Origin of the sequence: Streptomyces europaeiscabiei (genome assembly GCF_036346855.1) — a bacterium.
Classification (GTDB): Bacteria; Actinomycetota; Actinomycetes; order Streptomycetales; family Streptomycetaceae; genus Streptomyces; species Streptomyces europaeiscabiei.
Genome location: NZ_CP107841.1, coordinates 5429609 through 5443038, shown reverse-complemented (window position 1 = coordinate 5443038; position 13430 = coordinate 5429609). Strand labels below are relative to the sequence as shown.

Here is a 13430-nt window from a genome sequence, read left to right as displayed (position 1 = left end):
TACGGCGATGAAGACCAACCCCCGCGCGGCCCTGTGCGTGCTGGTGGCCGGGCTCGCGGTGGCGGGCTGTGCCACACCGAAGCCGTTGCCGACCGACGTGGAACAGGCCGAGCAGGCCCGACGGAGCAGCGGGGCGGGGTTGTTCAGGAGCATCCCCGTGGGCGAGCGGCCCTCCGCCCCCGACTTCGCCGGGACCAGCGTCGACGGCGAACCCGTCCGCCTCTCCGACTTCCGCGGTCACGTCGTCGTCGTGAACGCCTGGGCCTCCACCTGCGGTCCCTGCCGCGCCGAGTCGCCCGATCTCGACCGTGCGCAGCGGAAGCTGAAGTCGCGGGGTGTGCGGGTCCTGGGCGTCAGCGCCGACGTGTCCCGGTCGAACGCGCTCGCCTTCCAGCAGGAGCTCGGGCTGTCCTACCCGAGCCTCCACGACCCCGGCGGCAAGCAGTTCCTGAAGCTGCCGAACGGCCTCGTGAACCCGCAGATCCTTCCCTTCACCCTGTTCGTCGACCGCGAGGGCCGCATCGCCGGGGCCGTGCAGAGCACGGTGTCGGAGGCGGAAGTGCGGGGCGCCGTCACGCCGATGCTGGAGGAGGAGCAGGCGAGGCACCGATGACGGCGGGCCCCCGGGCCTCGGAGTAGTCGTCGGAGGAGTAGTCGTCGTAGGAGGCCTCGTCGGGGGACTGCCCGTCGCCGGACCCCTCGCCGGGGGACTGTCCGTCCGGGGACTGCCCGTCCGGGGGCTCCTCCTCGGTGACCCTGTCCTCGGCGGCGCCCTCCTGCGCGGACTCCTCCTCCGACGGCGCCCTCTTCTCACCCTTCTTCGGCTTCTGCGTCGGCTTCTTGTTCCCCTTCTGCTTCTCCTGTTGCTCCTTCTTCAGAAGGTTCCGGAGGCGCTGTGCCCCCGCCTGGGCGGCGTCGCGGGTGGCGGTGTCGTCGATGCCGTAGAGGCCGCCGTGGGTGACGAGGGCGGCGGTGTCGCCGACGCGTACGGTGGCGAGGTCGAGGGTGAGGGCACTGTCCTCGCCCTCGACGTCACCGCTGACGACCAGCCGCAGGCCCTGCCGGGCGTCGCCCAGGTCACCGGGGAGCTCGACCGGGGTGACCTCGGCACCGTGCTCCCGCCCCTGTGCGCCGGTGATGGTGAACTCCCCGCACTTGTCGACGAGTTGGCGGAGGCGGCCGAGGCGGGCGTCGACATCGGCCCTGTCGTACGCGCCCACCTGGTAGCGCAGCTGGGCGCCGTACTCGTAGTCGTCGAAGCCCTTGACGGCCGTACCGCCCCTGGGCTTGCCGAGGATGTCCTCGGCGTACACCGCGTCGAGGAGTTCCTGGCACTCGGGGAGGTCGGTGCGGCCCTTGAGGAGGCCGTCCCGCCAGGTCGCCGCGCCCTGGGTGTCGGCCCAGGCGTCGCCGAGGTCGTCCTGACGGAGCAGGGCGCTTCTGACCCGGGCGTCGCTGAGGGCGGGGGAGGGCGGGGCGGAGGGCGAGGGGGAGGCCGTGTCGTCGACTTCGGCGGCCTCGGGGAAGCCGCGCGGGTGCCCCGGATCGTCCACGACGCAGGCCGCCGCACCCGCGAGCATCCCGAGGATCACGACCCGGGCGAGAACACGGTACGGACGACGCATGGCGGAGCCTCCCGAGAGCACGACGTTTCCACTCCCACGCCACCACCGCTCGGGGTCGTCCACCAGCGCACAAGGGCGTACGGGTGAGCGACTCGCCCGTACGGGCTCCGTCTACCGCTGTGCTCCCCCTACCGCTGTGCTCGCTCTACCGTCCGCTCCCCCTACCGCTGCTCCCCTGAGTGGCGGTCGGGGTGGGTGCCGGTGTCGGGCCCGGGTCCCGGATCTCCACGACCGCGCCCTCGGGCAGCCGTTCGTACAGCCACTGTGCGTCTGTGGTGCGCAGGCCGATCCAGCCGGTGGTGACGTCGGTGTCGCCGGGGGCCTTCTCGTTCTGGGAGATCGCGGAGATCCAGAGTCCCCTCAGGGCCGGGCTCTGCGTCGGCGTCCGGCTCACACTCTCGTCCGTGCCGGTCCCGTCGCCGGTGTCACCCGCTCCGGTCGCCTCGGTCGCCTCGGCCGGGCCGCGTGTGCCGCCCGTACCGGGGGCGTCGCCCTCGCCCGTGGCGCTCGCCTCGGCCGGGGCCAGTTCCATGACCCACACGAACTTCAGGTTGTACTCGGCGTCGAAGCTGACCGTCTGCCCGTTGAGGACCATGGCGCTCCGCTTGACGGTGACGGTCATCGGGCCGGTCTGGGTCGGGTTCCTGGCCGTGCCCGCGGTGATGGGCAGTTCACGGCCGGCGAAGGTGAGGACGCGGCGGGAGAGGTCCACGGTGGCGTCGGGAGCCGCCGTCGCGCTGGGCGCGGAGCTCGCGGCCGTGGACGGACGCCGTTCGGTGTCGTGGGAGGCGGCGTTCAGGGTGAGGACGGCCGCCAGGCCCGCCGCCGCGCAGCCGCCCGCGACGGCGGCGGTCGTACGGCGGCGGCGTCGACGGCGGCCGGCGAGGGCGCGGACCTCGGCGCCGGACCCGGGCGGCAGGGCCTCGGCGGTCTCGGCCAGCTCGCGCAGCCGGACGGTGAGTTCATCGGACACGGCCGTCCTCCTTCTCACCCTCGCCGGGGGCCAGTTCGCGCGCCAGCGCCGCCCGGCCGCGGGACAGCCGGGCCTTGACCGTGCCCACGGGGGCGCCGGTCTCGGAGGCTACCTGCTCCACACTCAAGTCGCACAGATGGTGCAGAACCACCGCCATCCGCTGTGCCTCCGGAATCCTGCGCAACGCGTCGACCAGCACCGCGCGCTCGGGATCGGGTCCCGGCGCGTGTTCCGGTGGCGGATTGCGGCGCACCAGCTCCAGCCAGCGGCGCGCCCGCCGCCACCGGCTCACCGCGAGCCGCATCGCCACGGTGCGGATCCACGCCTCGGGCGCCCCCTCCGCGAGGAAGTCCCGCCGCCGGTCCCAGGCCCGTACGAAGGCCTCCTGCACCACGTCCTGCGCCTCGCCGTGGTCCCCGGTGTAGGCGTAGAGCTGGCCGGTCAGCCGGGGGAACGCGGTGGCGTAGAACGCGTCGAACTCTGCCTCGGTCATGCCCCCGCCGTCGTCCGAAATCACCTGCGTCGCCGTGCAACCCGGTCGCCCCCCTCGTGCGTACAGGTCCCGTACGCACGCCGCACATCGAAACACATCACGGAAACACACCGCTCGAAACACATCTGGGGGGACACCATGACCACGAGGAAGAGCGCCTCGGGGAAGAGGACAACGCGGGGCAGGACCACAGGGACGAGACGGGCCCGGCGCCTCGTCCACGTGCTCGCCACGACGGCCGCGTGCGCGGTCGCGCTGACGCTCACGGGCTGTGCGGGGATCGGGGAAGGGGTGCGGGTCGAGGGGCCGAGCGCGATACCGAAGGCCCATGCCCGGGCGGACGCCGAGACGGGCGCCGGGGGCAGGGGCGACTCCGCCGCCGTGAACGTGAAGCCGAGTCCCACCCCGCTGAAGGCCTTCGACGGCGCGCGCGTGAACATCGCCGACGGGCAGACCGTGGGCGTCGGCATGCCGATATCCGTGACCTTCGACCGCCCGGTCCCGGAGTCCGAACGCGCGGCTGTGGAACGCCGGTTGAAGGTCGGGACCAGCACCGCCACCGAGGGCTCGTGGAGCTGGGTCAAGGACCGCGACCTCGCCGACGGACAACGCGTCGACTACCGCCCCCGCACGTACTGGAAGCCCGGCACGGAGGTCACCGTCCGCATCGACGACGCGAACCTCACGCGGCACTTCACCATCGGCCGCTCACTGATCGCCACGGTCGACGTGGGCAGCCACACCATGACCGTCGTGAAGGACGGCTCGACCCAGCGCATCCCGGTCACCGCGGGCGCGCCCGGCATGGAGACCTGGAACGGCACGATGGTCGTCTCCGACAAGCAGCGCCGGGTGTTCATGGACTCCCGCTCGGTCGGCTACGGCGACTCGTACGCCGACTGGTACGCGTACGCCGTCCACCTCACCGCCTCCGGCACCTACCTCCACGAGAACCCGAAGGCCAACACGTACGCGGGCCGGCAGAACGTCACCCACGGGTGCGTGGGCCTCGCGGACGACGGGACGGCGAAACGGTTCTACGACCAGGTCATCCCCGGGGACGTGGTGAAGGTGACCGGCTCGAAGGAGACCGTGGCCGTCGGGAACGGGTACGGCGACTGGAACCTGGACTGGGAGCGGTGGAAGGCCGGCAGCGCGCTGAGGTGAGGTGCCGCGGAAAAAGTGTCCCACCGGTGTCATCCGTCCCGTACGCCTCCCGGGTTTCAGGAGTGTCAGACCAACGCACCTGGACCAACACACCTTTGGGGGTCGTCCGTTCATGACCATGGCACGGATGCACACATTCGTCGCCGTCGCAGCGCTGACCACGCTGCTGGCGGGGGCATCGACGACGTCGTACGCCGTCTCGCAGGGGGAGACGGCGCACGGCGCCGGCACGACGGTGGCAGTGGCGGAGTCGGCGGCCAGGAAGGCGCCGACTCCGCGCATCGTCCAGCCCGGTGAACACGTCGTCGCCGCGCCGGGATTCGAGTTCTGGATGACGGCGGAGGGCAAGCACTGGCTGGAGCCGGACCTGCCCGACTTCCCGCAGTTCCGGAGCGTCGTCGACGGCAACATCGACCGGAGCCGGCCGGGGGTGTCGCTCCAGGCATCCGCCTTCGAGGGCCGCTACTACCTCTCCGGCGTCTACTACGGAGGCAAGGGAACCGCCTCCCGCGTGGAGGTACGGACGAGCACGGGCACGGTCCACGGCAAGCTGATCGAGCTGCCCGGAAAGCCGGGCTGGGGCGTCTGGTACGCCGTCGCGGACCTGCCCACGGTGGACGACGGGCAGGAGTTCCTGCGCGGTGTGACCGTCCACGACACCAAGGGCGGCGTCTACTCCCGGCTGCGCCTTCGCTGATCCGGTCCGGGGCGGTCCTCTCCATGGATCGCCCCGCCCCGCCCCGGCACCTCGTGCCGGAGTGACCGTGCGGGAGCGGGACTTGACCGCCCCGCTCCCGCACGGCAGGCTCCCCCGTTCCCGATCCCGAGGACCGTCGTCCGTGCCGCAAGAGAAACCCGGATCACCAGAGGCCGTCGACTTCGCCGCGTACGCCACCGCGGCCTGGCCCCGGCTGGTGCGTACCGCGCACATGCTGACCGGCGATTTCCACGAGGCCGAGGACCTCGTGCAGACCACCCTGGCGAAGGTGTACGCCCGCTGGCGGCGCATACCGCGCGACGACGTCGACTTCTACGTACGACGCTCGCTGATCAACAACAACATCAGCCGCGTGCGGAAGAGACGCGTTGCCCATCTGCTGACGCCGTTCCTGCCGGAACAGGTGCATGAGCGGCACGCCGGGCACGACGAGTCGATCGCCCAACGGGCGGCCGTCACCCAGGCGTTGACGGCGCTGTCGGCCCGGCAGCGGTCCGTGCTGGTGCTCCGCTTCTGGGAGGACCTCGGCGAGAACGAGATCGCCCAGCTCCTCGGCTGTTCGCTCGGCACGGTCAAGACCCATGTACGACGCGGCCTGCAGGCCCTGCGCGCCCACCCCGAGTTCGCCGGCGCCGCGCCCACGGCCCGCCGCGCCCACGGCTCCGCACCCTCCGCCCCCTCCCGCCCGTTCGTCCCGGCGCCCCCCTCGCCCGTCCCCGGAGCCCGCCCATGAACCACCCGCCCTCCGGGACCGGCCCGGACCCCGCAGCACGAACAGGAACAGGAACAGATGTGGGTACGGACGCGCGGGCACGCGCGGTCGCGAGCCCTGCCCCGGACGGCGGGGACGCCACCGACACCGGGCGGTTGCTGCGTGAGGCGTTCGCCGAAGCCGCGTACGACCTCACACCGCCGCCCGTACCGCTGGAGGCCATCGAACGGGACGGCCGCAGCCGTCGGCGACGGCGCCGGGCCGCCGCGCTGAGCACGGGCTGCGGGCTGCTGCTGCTCCCGCTCGTCGCGGTGGTGGCCCTGCGCCCCGACGACCCCTCCGCCACGGTCCGGCCGATGGCCCCGCCGCAGCGGAGCGACAGCGCGTCGCCCTCGCCCACCGCCCCGCTGGCCGGGCGGGTGCGGGTCGTCGAGTCGGGCGAGCGGGTGGATGTCGGTGACGGCTCACGGATCTGGCTGACGGAGGAGGGCCAGTACTGGAACGATCCCCGGGTCGCCGACGCGCCCGAGTTCCGCAGCGTGGTCGACGGCAACATCGACACGGGCCGCCCGGGCGCCGGCGTGCACGAGAGGCCGCGGGACGCCGACCGGACGCTTCTCTCCGGTGTCTATTACGGCGGCCGGACCGCGGCGGCCGGCGTACGGATCGAGCTCTACGACGGCAGGAAGCTCGACGGCACGGTCATCCGGCTGGCCGGCAACGAGGAGTGGGGCGGCTGGTACGTGCTCGCGAGCGTCGGGAAGGGCGTCTCGAACCCCGAACACATGCGAGGCATCACCCGCAAGGTCACGGTGTACGACAAGGACGGCGGCGTGGTCGCGTCGCAGGACCTCGGCTGAGCCCCGAGCGTCACCGCTTCTCGTACGGGTTCGCCGGCTCGGCCACCCGCCGCACCGACCCGGCGTCCAGGACCGGCGGCCAGGCCTTCGCCGCGCCCGGCTTCCCCTCGGGGTGCCAGGTACCGGTGACGGTGACCCAGGCGTCGGCGGCCGGGGCGTCGGCGCCCCGGATCTCCACCTTGTAGGGGCTGGCGTCGGCGGCGCAGCAGGAGACGAGCAGGCGGGTGAGGTACCAGGCGCCGTCGTCCCCGTGGGTGACGAAGCCGGTCATCCGGACCGTACGACCCTTCAGCGACCGCTCGCTGTCGTAGACCGCCCGGGACGAGAACTCACCGAGCGTCAGCTCGACCGGTTCCCCCGCCGGCAGCGCGGGGAACGTCCCGACACCGCGCGCCGCGTACTCGGCGGCCTCCCGGTCCGCGCTGTACGAGCCGAGCGCCGGGGGCGGGAAGAGAAGGAGCGCGAGCGCGGGGACGGCGAGGAGCCAGGCGACGCGGGGGCCGCCGGGGCCGTGGTCGTGACCGTGACCGTGCCCCTCGTCGGGCTTGTGATCGCCGCCGGTGCGCAGGGCCCTCACCCCGGCGGTCGTGCCCAGCACCACCAGCAGCACCCCGGACACGATCAGGAACGGGCGCAGCCCCGGCTGCACGTACCGCAGGTACAGCTCGCCGAAGAGGGAGACCCGCAGGATCGCCGCGCCGCAGAGAAGCAGCAGAACGGCCGGGCCGTACGCCCGGGACCGCTCGGTGTGCCTCACCACAGCCACCACCCCACCAGCGTGCTCATCGCCACGGCCACCACCCAGGTCGCGGCGGAGAAGCGGACCGCGAACGCGCGGCCGAAGGTCCCCGCCTGGAGTGCGAGGAGTTTCAGGTCGACCATCGGGCCGACCACCATGAACGTCAGTCGCGCGGTCGGCGAGAAGCCGGTGAGCGACGCGGCGACGAACGCGTCGGCCTCGCTGCACACGCACAACACGACGGCGAGGGCGGCGAGGAGAAGGACGGACAGCCAGGCGGAGCCGGTGAAGACGTCCAGGAAGGACCTGGGTACGACGATGTCGAACGTGGCCGCCGCTGCCGCGCCGACGACGAGAAAGCCGCCCGCGTGCAGGAAGTCGTGCTGGAGCCCGTCGGCGAAGGCGCCCCACCGGGAGCCGTCGCCGGGGGCGGTCCCCGTGCTCCGCTTAGGCGGCCGCAGCCACTCGTCCCGCCCGAACCGGACCCACAGCCAGCCCATGACGACGGCCGTGGCGAGGGACGCGACGAGTCGGCCCAGGACCATCAGCGGCTGTCCGGGGAAGGCGACGGATGTGGCGACGAGGACGACCGGGTTGATCGCGGGGGCGGAGAGCAGGAAGGCGAGGGCGGCGGCGGGCGCGACGCCGCGGCGCATCAGGCTCCCGGCCACCGGTACGGAGGCGCACTCGCAGCCCGGCAGGACGACACCGGCCGCGCCCGCGACGGGGACGGCGAGCGCGGGGTTGCGGGGGAGCAGCCGGGTGAAGACCCGCTCGGGGACGAAGGCACCGATCGCCGCCGAGACGAGCGTGCCGAGGAGGAGGAAGGGCACGCCCTGGACGACGACCGCCGTGAACACGGTCCACCAGGCGGCCATCGCCGGGGTGGCGAGGTCGAGCGCGACCACCGGGCCGAGCACGGAGGCGACGGTCGCGATGGCGATGAGCGCGAGACCGCCGGGCACGGCGTAGAGCAGCACGCGCACGACGATCCGTACGCCGTGGACAACCGTCCCGGAACCTCCGGCGTTCCTCGGCTCGCCGCCGCCTTCCTGGCGCTCGGCGCTCCTCTGTTCCTGCGCGGTCTCCACATGAGGAGGCTAGGGCGCGGGGCTGTGCGGCGGCCCGGAATCGTCAGAGAGGCGGCTGTGCGGGGGCCGGGCCGAGGGTGGTGGTGCCGGGGGCGGTGCGGTGGCCGAGGCCGGTGCGGTAGGCGTCGAGGGCGGCCTCCACGCGGCCGGTGCGGCGGTACAGGTCCCCGAGCAGGCGGCACAGGTCGGCCAGGTCACCGGCGGCGCCCGCCCGCTCCAGCAGGCTCAGCGCCCGTACGTAGTGTTCCTCGGCGGCGTCCGCGTCCCGGGCGTCCTCGGCGATGATGCCGAGGAGACGGTGTGCGGCGGCGGAGTGCAGGGCGCCGCGTTCGGAGCTGAGGTCGCTGAGGACCTCGCGGAGCAGTTCGGCGGCCTCCTCGGACTTGCCCCGGCGGTGCAGGACGTCGGCGAGTTCGACGGCGACCTGGCTGGTGTAGAGGGCGGCGCGCTTGGCGGAGAGCATCCGGCGGGCCTCGCGCAGCTCCTCCTCGGCGCGGGCGTAGTCGCCGTTCTGGGCGTGGAGGTAGCCGCGCATCCAGTGGCAGTTGGCCAGTTCGGTGCGGATCTGGAGCTGCCGGTACAGCTCAGAGGCCTTGACGAGGGACGCGTCGGCCTCGGCTGTACGTCCCTCGGCGATCATCGTCCGGGCGACCGAGCGGTGCATACGGGCGACGAGGGCGGGGTCGCCGGACTGCGGGGCGAGCGCGAGGGCCAGCTCGGCGGCCTGGGCGGCGCGGGCGTGGGCGCCCATGTCCATGTAGGGGGCGATGACCCCGGTGTAGAGGAGGAGCAGCGCGTCCGGGTCGTGCAGGCCGTTGCGGTTCAGCTCGTCGAGGGTGGACTCGTACAGGTAGCAGGAGTAGCGGAGTTCACCGGCGAGGTAGTGGGCGGTCGCGCGGCCGCGCAGGGCGGGGACGCGGGCCGGCAGCGGGGCGTCGCCGAGCCGCTGCTCGGCCTGCTCGAACCGGGTCTGGGCGGTCTCCAGGTCGCCGGTCTCCAGGGCGCATTCACCGAGCCCGAGCAGCGCGTCGGCCTGCTCGGCGACCAGCCCGTACTCCTCCGCGTCCGCGAGGACGACCGTGAACCCCTCGGCGGCGGCCTCCGTGGCGCCGCCGGCGAGGGTGCGCTGGGCGCCGGTCAGGCGCAGCCGCAGCTCGGTGGCGAAGCCGGCGGGGCGGCCGGTGGCCAGTTCCTCGAACCCCACGCCGAGGCGTTCGGCGATGTGCCGCAGGGCCGGTTCGGAGGCCCGGACCCGGCCGGCCTCCAGGGTCGAGATGTACGCCGGGGTGTACGCGGGTTCCGCCAACTGACGCTGTGTGAGGCCCTGTTCCGTCCGCAGTCGCTGCACTCTGCGCCCGATGACCTCGGGATCGTCACGCTCGGCCGTACCTGCCATGACGTAAGCATGCCAGTAACCCCGCTCATACCAGCCGCTTTACCTCAACTCCCCACCGTGCTCTTGCCGTTGGTAAGTCAACGCCTTACGTTGAGTGACACGTCAAGCACGCTTGACCCACCCGATCAGCCGCTCGGCCGCCGTCGGATCCGCTGTCACGGCCGCAGCCGCATCCGCATCGCTGCTGCCGCTGTCGCGGTGGTTGCCGTCGCCGTCGCCGGGAGGTCCCCGTGATCCGAGACCTGCTCACCCGCCACGCCCGCTCCGTCACCGCCGCCCTCGTCGCCGTCACCGCCCTGACGACCGCGGCCAACGCCTTCCCCCGCTGACCCGGGCCGCCCGGCCCCGACCGCCCGCTCAGAACTCGGCGGTGTCCACGTCGAAGCCGAGGGGCGCGGGCAGGGGAACGGCCAGCCCCATCTTGTGCCGGGCGCCCTTGGCGTACTCGTCGCCGGAGGGCTCCGAGTACACGGTCACCTGGCCCTCCTCACGGTCGATGAGGAGGTAGACCGGGATACCCGCACGGGCGTAGCCACGGATCTTCTTCTCCCGGTCGTGGGCGGCCGTGCTGTCGGAGGTGACTTCGGCGACGAGGAGAACGGAGGACGGGTCGTGCCACTCCTCCTGGTCGCCGAAGCTGCCCTTGGGGGCGATGACCAGGTCGGGGACGACGTGACCTGTCGCGGAGGAGCCGGGGACGGTCAGGCCGATGCCGGTGTAGTTGCGCAGGGACCGGTCGCCGCGCCGCTCGGTGACCTGGTCAGCGACCTCCGACACAATCTCCTCGTGCTCCCCGTTGGCCGGAGGTGTCACGCAGATCTCCCCTTCGATCAGCTCCACACGCCAGCCCTCGGGGGCCGCCGCACTGAACAACTCGAAGGCCTGGTCCACGCTTACGCCGCCCATACGCAAGGGCTCCTCGTACTCGCCGTCAGGGTCGTCATAGGGACCGTAAATGTACTCGCCCTGGTACCCCGGCATGATGATCGGCTCCGCCGTCGCCATGTCAGACCTCCGTTCGCTCAGCGCGACGTTCTCGGCGTAGACCGGAAGCCCGCACAGAGAATCCGGTGCCATTCACTCGAACGAGTGTGCCGTTACGTTTCTGTGTGCGGGCCACACTGCTCGACGAGTGCGTCAGTCGGCCACGGCCGCCGCGCGCACGGAGGCCTCCGGGTTGTCGAGCATGACGTTGAGCGGGCCGACGGCCTCGGGGTGGAGGTACGTGCGGGGGATCTTCAGGTCGGGCAGCGGCTCACGCATGGTGGGGCGGGTGCCGCGGGCCGGCAGGCTCAGCGGATGCGGCGGTCGCTGCCGCACGGCCTCGGGGGCCGGCGATCGGGCGGTGCGGCACCGCCTCGTCGAGCACCACGAGGCTCGGTGGAGGATGCGGCGGCGCGCGTCCAGGAGTTCGGCGGACTCGCGTTGCGGAACCTCGCCCGGCCTGCTCCGGGTCGGCCCCGCCTCCTCCCTGCGCCGGCGCGCCCGCAGCCGTACCGGTTCGACGGGGAGGCGGCGGGGTCCGGTCGGCGCATGTGCGACAGGTGGCGACCGCCACCGAGCGACCACGCACGCTCTCATGCCCGGAATCCAGACCTGAGCACCCCGGGCCAGGACAAGGCTTCCCGCCCCGGCCCGGGGCCTTTGGTCAGTCGCCCACGCGTGGCAGGAGGGAGACCATCTTGCTGCCGTGACGGGCGATCAGTACGTCCTCGTAGAGCAGGATCTGGGGTGTGGACCCGTACTTGCCGGGGTCGACGTGACCGCGCCAGATCTGCTCGCCCGTGCGCACATCGAGGCCGGACAGATCACCGGCCGTGCCGAGGAAGTACACGACGTTCTGGCTCGGCGACACCACGGGAGACGCGATGCCGTCCCAGATCGCCTCCCCGTCGGGCATCTTGACGCCGACCGGGGCGGTCCACAGGGTCTTCCCGGTCGTGAGCGAGTAGGAGGAGGCCTTGCCCTCCAAGGACACGGAGATCAGACGATCACCGACGAGTTCCTGGGTGGCCGTCGCCCCCTCGACCCGATAGGGCCGTGAGGTCTGCTTCCCCGAGCTGTCGACGAGGGTCAGCACCAGGTCCTTGCTTTTCTGGGCCTCCTCCTCGACGGTCTTGCTTTCCCGCTCCTCCTCCGTGAGGTTCCCGCTTTCCCGGGGCGGCACCGTGACCAGGGCCATCCGGTCCCCCGAGGTACCGATGAGTTCCTGCCTACCGGGGAGGTCCGTGACCTTCTCGGTCCGTCCGGTGACAGGGTCGAGCCGGAATACGTCGGTGTAGCCCGGGTCCTGCCTCTCCGGCGCGCACATGAGATAGGGGACACCGCTCAACACCGTCCGGTCGCACCAGATGCCCTTGCCCCAGGTGTGGCGCCACTTCACCTCACCGGTCCGCGGATCGACGGCCGACAGCTTCCGGTCCGTCGGAGCGTTGGCCAGTACCGCGCCGTCGATGAGCAGGGCGGCCTGGTCGTCGCGGTTGTCGCTCGCCAGCTCCACCGTCCACAGCACCTTGCCGGTGTCGGTGTTCACCGCCATCAGGTCGGTGCCGCCCGCGTAGTTGCCGTTCGGCTGCTTGTCGGCGGTGTGGTTGCGGTAGCCGTAGAGCACGCCGTCGCGCACGGCGAACGGATGGTCGGGCCCGCTGCCGTCGCCGTTGACCTTGACCGTCCACAGGCGTTCGCCGGTGTTCGCGTCGAACTTCGCGGCGTCGTACTTGTACCCGGCGCAGTACAGCGCGGATCCGTCCACCAGGCAGCCCCGCTCGACGGCGCCCCGGGCACTGATCTGCCACGGCTTCCAGCCCTCCGGCGACGCCGCCGGCCGCGTCGGCCGGTCCTGGTCGGTCACCCCGCCGCCCCCGAAGCCGAGGACCGCCCCCGCGGTGATCGCGGCCACGGCCGCCGCCGTCCCCGCCACCTGCGAGAAACGGCGTCGGGCGCGCCGCCGCACCACCTTCTCGACCAGGTCGCCGGGCGCCCGTACGCGGTCCAGGTCGACGGCGTGCAGAGTCTCCCGGACCTTCTGCTCCACCTGCTCCGTCGTCATCCCTGGGCCCCCTTCGGCGTAAGGCTGAGCTGCTGTGCCTGTTCTTCGGCGAGCCCGGCGGGCCCCAGTTCCGGTACGAGGAGCCGGAGTTTGGCGAGCGACCTGTGTGCCGTGCTGCGCACGGTGCCGACCGGACACCTCAGCAGTGCCGCGACCTCGGCCTCCGGCAGGTCCTCGAAGTAGCGCAGGACGACCACGGCCCGCTGGCGCTTCGTCAGTCGGCCGAGCGCCGCCCACAGCGCGATCCGCAGCTCGGACTCCGCCCCGGCGTCGGCGTCGGTGCCCGACTCGGGCAGTACGGGCACCGTCGTCTCCGCGCGGTGTCTGCGCAGCCGCCAGCGGTTGACCTGCTGGCGGTACATGACCTGGCGAACGTACGCCTCGGGCTGCTCGATGCTCGACCAGCGTCCATACACTTTCATCAACGCGATCTGGAGCAGGTCCTCCGCTCCATGGCGGTCCCCTCCGGTGAGCAGCACCGCGAGCCGCAGCAGCGCGGTGGAGCGCATCGCTACGAACTCCCGGAACTCGTCGTGACTCGACGCCTTCATCCAACCCTCCCCCTTCTCGGCAACCATCACGACGTGATGAGCCGCGCACGGCTATC

At 72.3% G+C, this 13430-nt stretch carries 15 protein-coding genes; 5 read left to right on the top strand and 10 right to left on the bottom strand.

From position 1 onward, the window contains the following. The first annotated feature begins 7 nt into the window (after nucleotides 1-7). Nucleotides 8-613, top strand: a complete 606-nt coding sequence (locus OG858_RS23850) for a TlpA disulfide reductase family protein (protein WP_319321355.1) — start codon at nucleotides 8-10, stop codon at nucleotides 611-613. Here OG858_RS23850 and OG858_RS23845 read toward each other — a convergent pair. From OG858_RS23845 to OG858_RS23835, 3 genes are all read right to left on the bottom strand, one after another. After that, nucleotides 573-1625, bottom strand: a complete 1053-nt coding sequence (locus OG858_RS23845; RefSeq protein WP_319067675.1) for a hypothetical protein — start codon at nucleotides 1623-1625, stop codon at nucleotides 573-575. The two genes, OG858_RS23850 and OG858_RS23845, sit on opposite strands and share 41 nt — an antisense overlap. Nucleotides 1626-1770: 145 nt before the next feature. Then, nucleotides 1771-2598 (bottom strand): L,D-transpeptidase family protein, encoded by an 828-nt coding sequence (locus tag OG858_RS23840; protein WP_086752776.1) that lies wholly within the window; start codon nucleotides 2596-2598, stop codon nucleotides 1771-1773. After that, entirely contained in the window at nucleotides 2588-3091 is a 504-nt protein-coding gene (locus OG858_RS23835; RefSeq protein ID WP_086752778.1) for a SigE family RNA polymerase sigma factor, read from the bottom strand. The genes OG858_RS23840 and OG858_RS23835 overlap by 11 nt, the downstream gene beginning before the upstream one ends. Before the next feature lie 138 nt (nucleotides 3092-3229). Between OG858_RS23835 and OG858_RS23830 the strand changes: the two genes are divergently transcribed. The 4 genes from OG858_RS23830 to OG858_RS23815 all read left to right on the top strand — a co-directional run bounded on the left by OG858_RS23830 (nucleotide 3230) and on the right by OG858_RS23815 (nucleotide 6548). Continuing rightward, nucleotides 3230-4258, top strand: a complete 1029-nt coding sequence (locus tag OG858_RS23830) for a L,D-transpeptidase (protein WP_086752780.1) — start codon at nucleotides 3230-3232, stop codon at nucleotides 4256-4258. A 127-nt stretch (nucleotides 4259-4385) separates the two neighbouring features. Continuing rightward, nucleotides 4386-4955 carry a hypothetical protein gene (locus OG858_RS23825; RefSeq protein ID WP_319067672.1) on the top strand — a complete coding sequence of 190 codons (570 nt, stop codon included), beginning with the start codon at nucleotides 4386-4388 and terminating at the stop codon, nucleotides 4953-4955. A 142-nt stretch (nucleotides 4956-5097) separates the two neighbouring features. After that, entirely contained in the window at nucleotides 5098-5709 is a 612-nt protein-coding gene (locus tag OG858_RS23820) for a SigE family RNA polymerase sigma factor (protein ID WP_319067671.1), read from the top strand. 59 nt (nucleotides 5710-5768) lie between these two features. Then, nucleotides 5769-6548, top strand: a complete 780-nt coding sequence (locus OG858_RS23815) for a hypothetical protein (protein WP_328544475.1) — start codon at nucleotides 5769-5771, stop codon at nucleotides 6546-6548. 10 nt (nucleotides 6549-6558) lie between these two features. Here OG858_RS23815 and OG858_RS23810 read toward each other — a convergent pair whose 3' ends face one another. The 7 genes from OG858_RS23810 to OG858_RS23780 form a co-directional block, all read right to left on the bottom strand. Continuing rightward, nucleotides 6559-7308: a TIGR03943 family putative permease subunit gene (locus tag OG858_RS23810; protein WP_328544476.1), complete on the bottom strand. Its 750-nt coding sequence runs from the start codon at nucleotides 7306-7308 to the stop codon at nucleotides 6559-6561. Beyond that, complete coding sequence (locus OG858_RS23805; protein ID WP_256960894.1) at nucleotides 7302-8279, bottom strand: permease; 978 nt, start codon at nucleotides 8277-8279, stop codon at nucleotides 7302-7304. Before OG858_RS23805 ends, OG858_RS23810 begins: the two co-directional genes overlap by 7 nt. A 142-nt stretch (nucleotides 8280-8421) precedes the next feature. Next, nucleotides 8422-9774 carry a helix-turn-helix domain-containing protein gene (locus tag OG858_RS23800; protein ID WP_086752069.1) on the bottom strand — a complete coding sequence of 451 codons (1353 nt, stop codon included), beginning with the start codon at nucleotides 9772-9774 and terminating at the stop codon, nucleotides 8422-8424. 357 nt (nucleotides 9775-10131) lie between these two features. Beyond that, nucleotides 10132-10680: a Uma2 family endonuclease gene (locus OG858_RS23795; protein WP_319067716.1), complete on the bottom strand. Its 549-nt coding sequence runs from the start codon at nucleotides 10678-10680 to the stop codon at nucleotides 10132-10134. Nucleotides 10681-10911: 231 nt separating this feature from the next. Then, complete coding sequence (locus OG858_RS23790; RefSeq protein WP_373420894.1) at nucleotides 10912-11037, bottom strand: hypothetical protein; 126 nt, start codon at nucleotides 11035-11037, stop codon at nucleotides 10912-10914. A 385-nt stretch (nucleotides 11038-11422) separates the two neighbouring features. Beyond that, complete coding sequence (locus OG858_RS23785) at nucleotides 11423-12823, bottom strand: outer membrane protein assembly factor BamB family protein (protein WP_328544477.1); 1401 nt, start codon at nucleotides 12821-12823, stop codon at nucleotides 11423-11425. Then, the gene (locus tag OG858_RS23780; RefSeq protein ID WP_086752073.1) at nucleotides 12820-13374 is read right to left on the bottom strand and encodes a SigE family RNA polymerase sigma factor; all 555 of its coding nucleotides are present in this window, start codon (nucleotides 13372-13374) and stop codon (nucleotides 12820-12822) included. Before OG858_RS23780 ends, OG858_RS23785 begins: the two co-directional genes overlap by 4 nt. Nucleotides 13375-13430 lie beyond the last annotated feature (56 nt).

Excerpts from the sequence above, each read along its gene's own strand:
- OG858_RS23845 (WP_319067675.1), bottom strand. The coding sequence starts at position 1,625 with ATGCGTCGTCCGTACCGTGTTCTCGCCCGGGTCGTGATCCTCGGGATG.
- OG858_RS23790 (WP_373420894.1), bottom strand. The coding sequence starts at position 11,037 with ATGCGTGAGCCGCTGCCCGACCTGAAGATCCCCCGCACGTACCTCCAC.
- OG858_RS23780 (WP_086752073.1), bottom strand. The coding sequence starts at position 13,374 with ATGAAGGCGTCGAGTCACGACGAGTTCCGGGAGTTCGTAGCGATGCGC.
- OG858_RS23785 (WP_328544477.1), bottom strand. The coding sequence starts at position 12,823 with ATGACGACGGAGCAGGTGGAGCAGAAGGTCCGGGAGACTCTGCACGCC.
- OG858_RS23850 (WP_319321355.1), top strand. The coding sequence starts at position 8 with ATGAAGACCAACCCCCGCGCGGCCCTGTGCGTGCTGGTGGCCGGGCTC.
- OG858_RS23835 (WP_086752778.1), bottom strand. The coding sequence starts at position 3,091 with ATGACCGAGGCAGAGTTCGACGCGTTCTACGCCACCGCGTTCCCCCGG.
- OG858_RS23795 (WP_319067716.1), bottom strand. The coding sequence starts at position 10,680 with ATGGGCGGCGTAAGCGTGGACCAGGCCTTCGAGTTGTTCAGTGCGGCG.
- OG858_RS23825 (WP_319067672.1), top strand. The coding sequence starts at position 4,386 with ATGCACACATTCGTCGCCGTCGCAGCGCTGACCACGCTGCTGGCGGGG.
- OG858_RS23800 (WP_086752069.1), bottom strand. The coding sequence starts at position 9,774 with ATGGCAGGTACGGCCGAGCGTGACGATCCCGAGGTCATCGGGCGCAGA.
- OG858_RS23830 (WP_086752780.1), top strand. The coding sequence starts at position 3,230 with ATGACCACGAGGAAGAGCGCCTCGGGGAAGAGGACAACGCGGGGCAGG.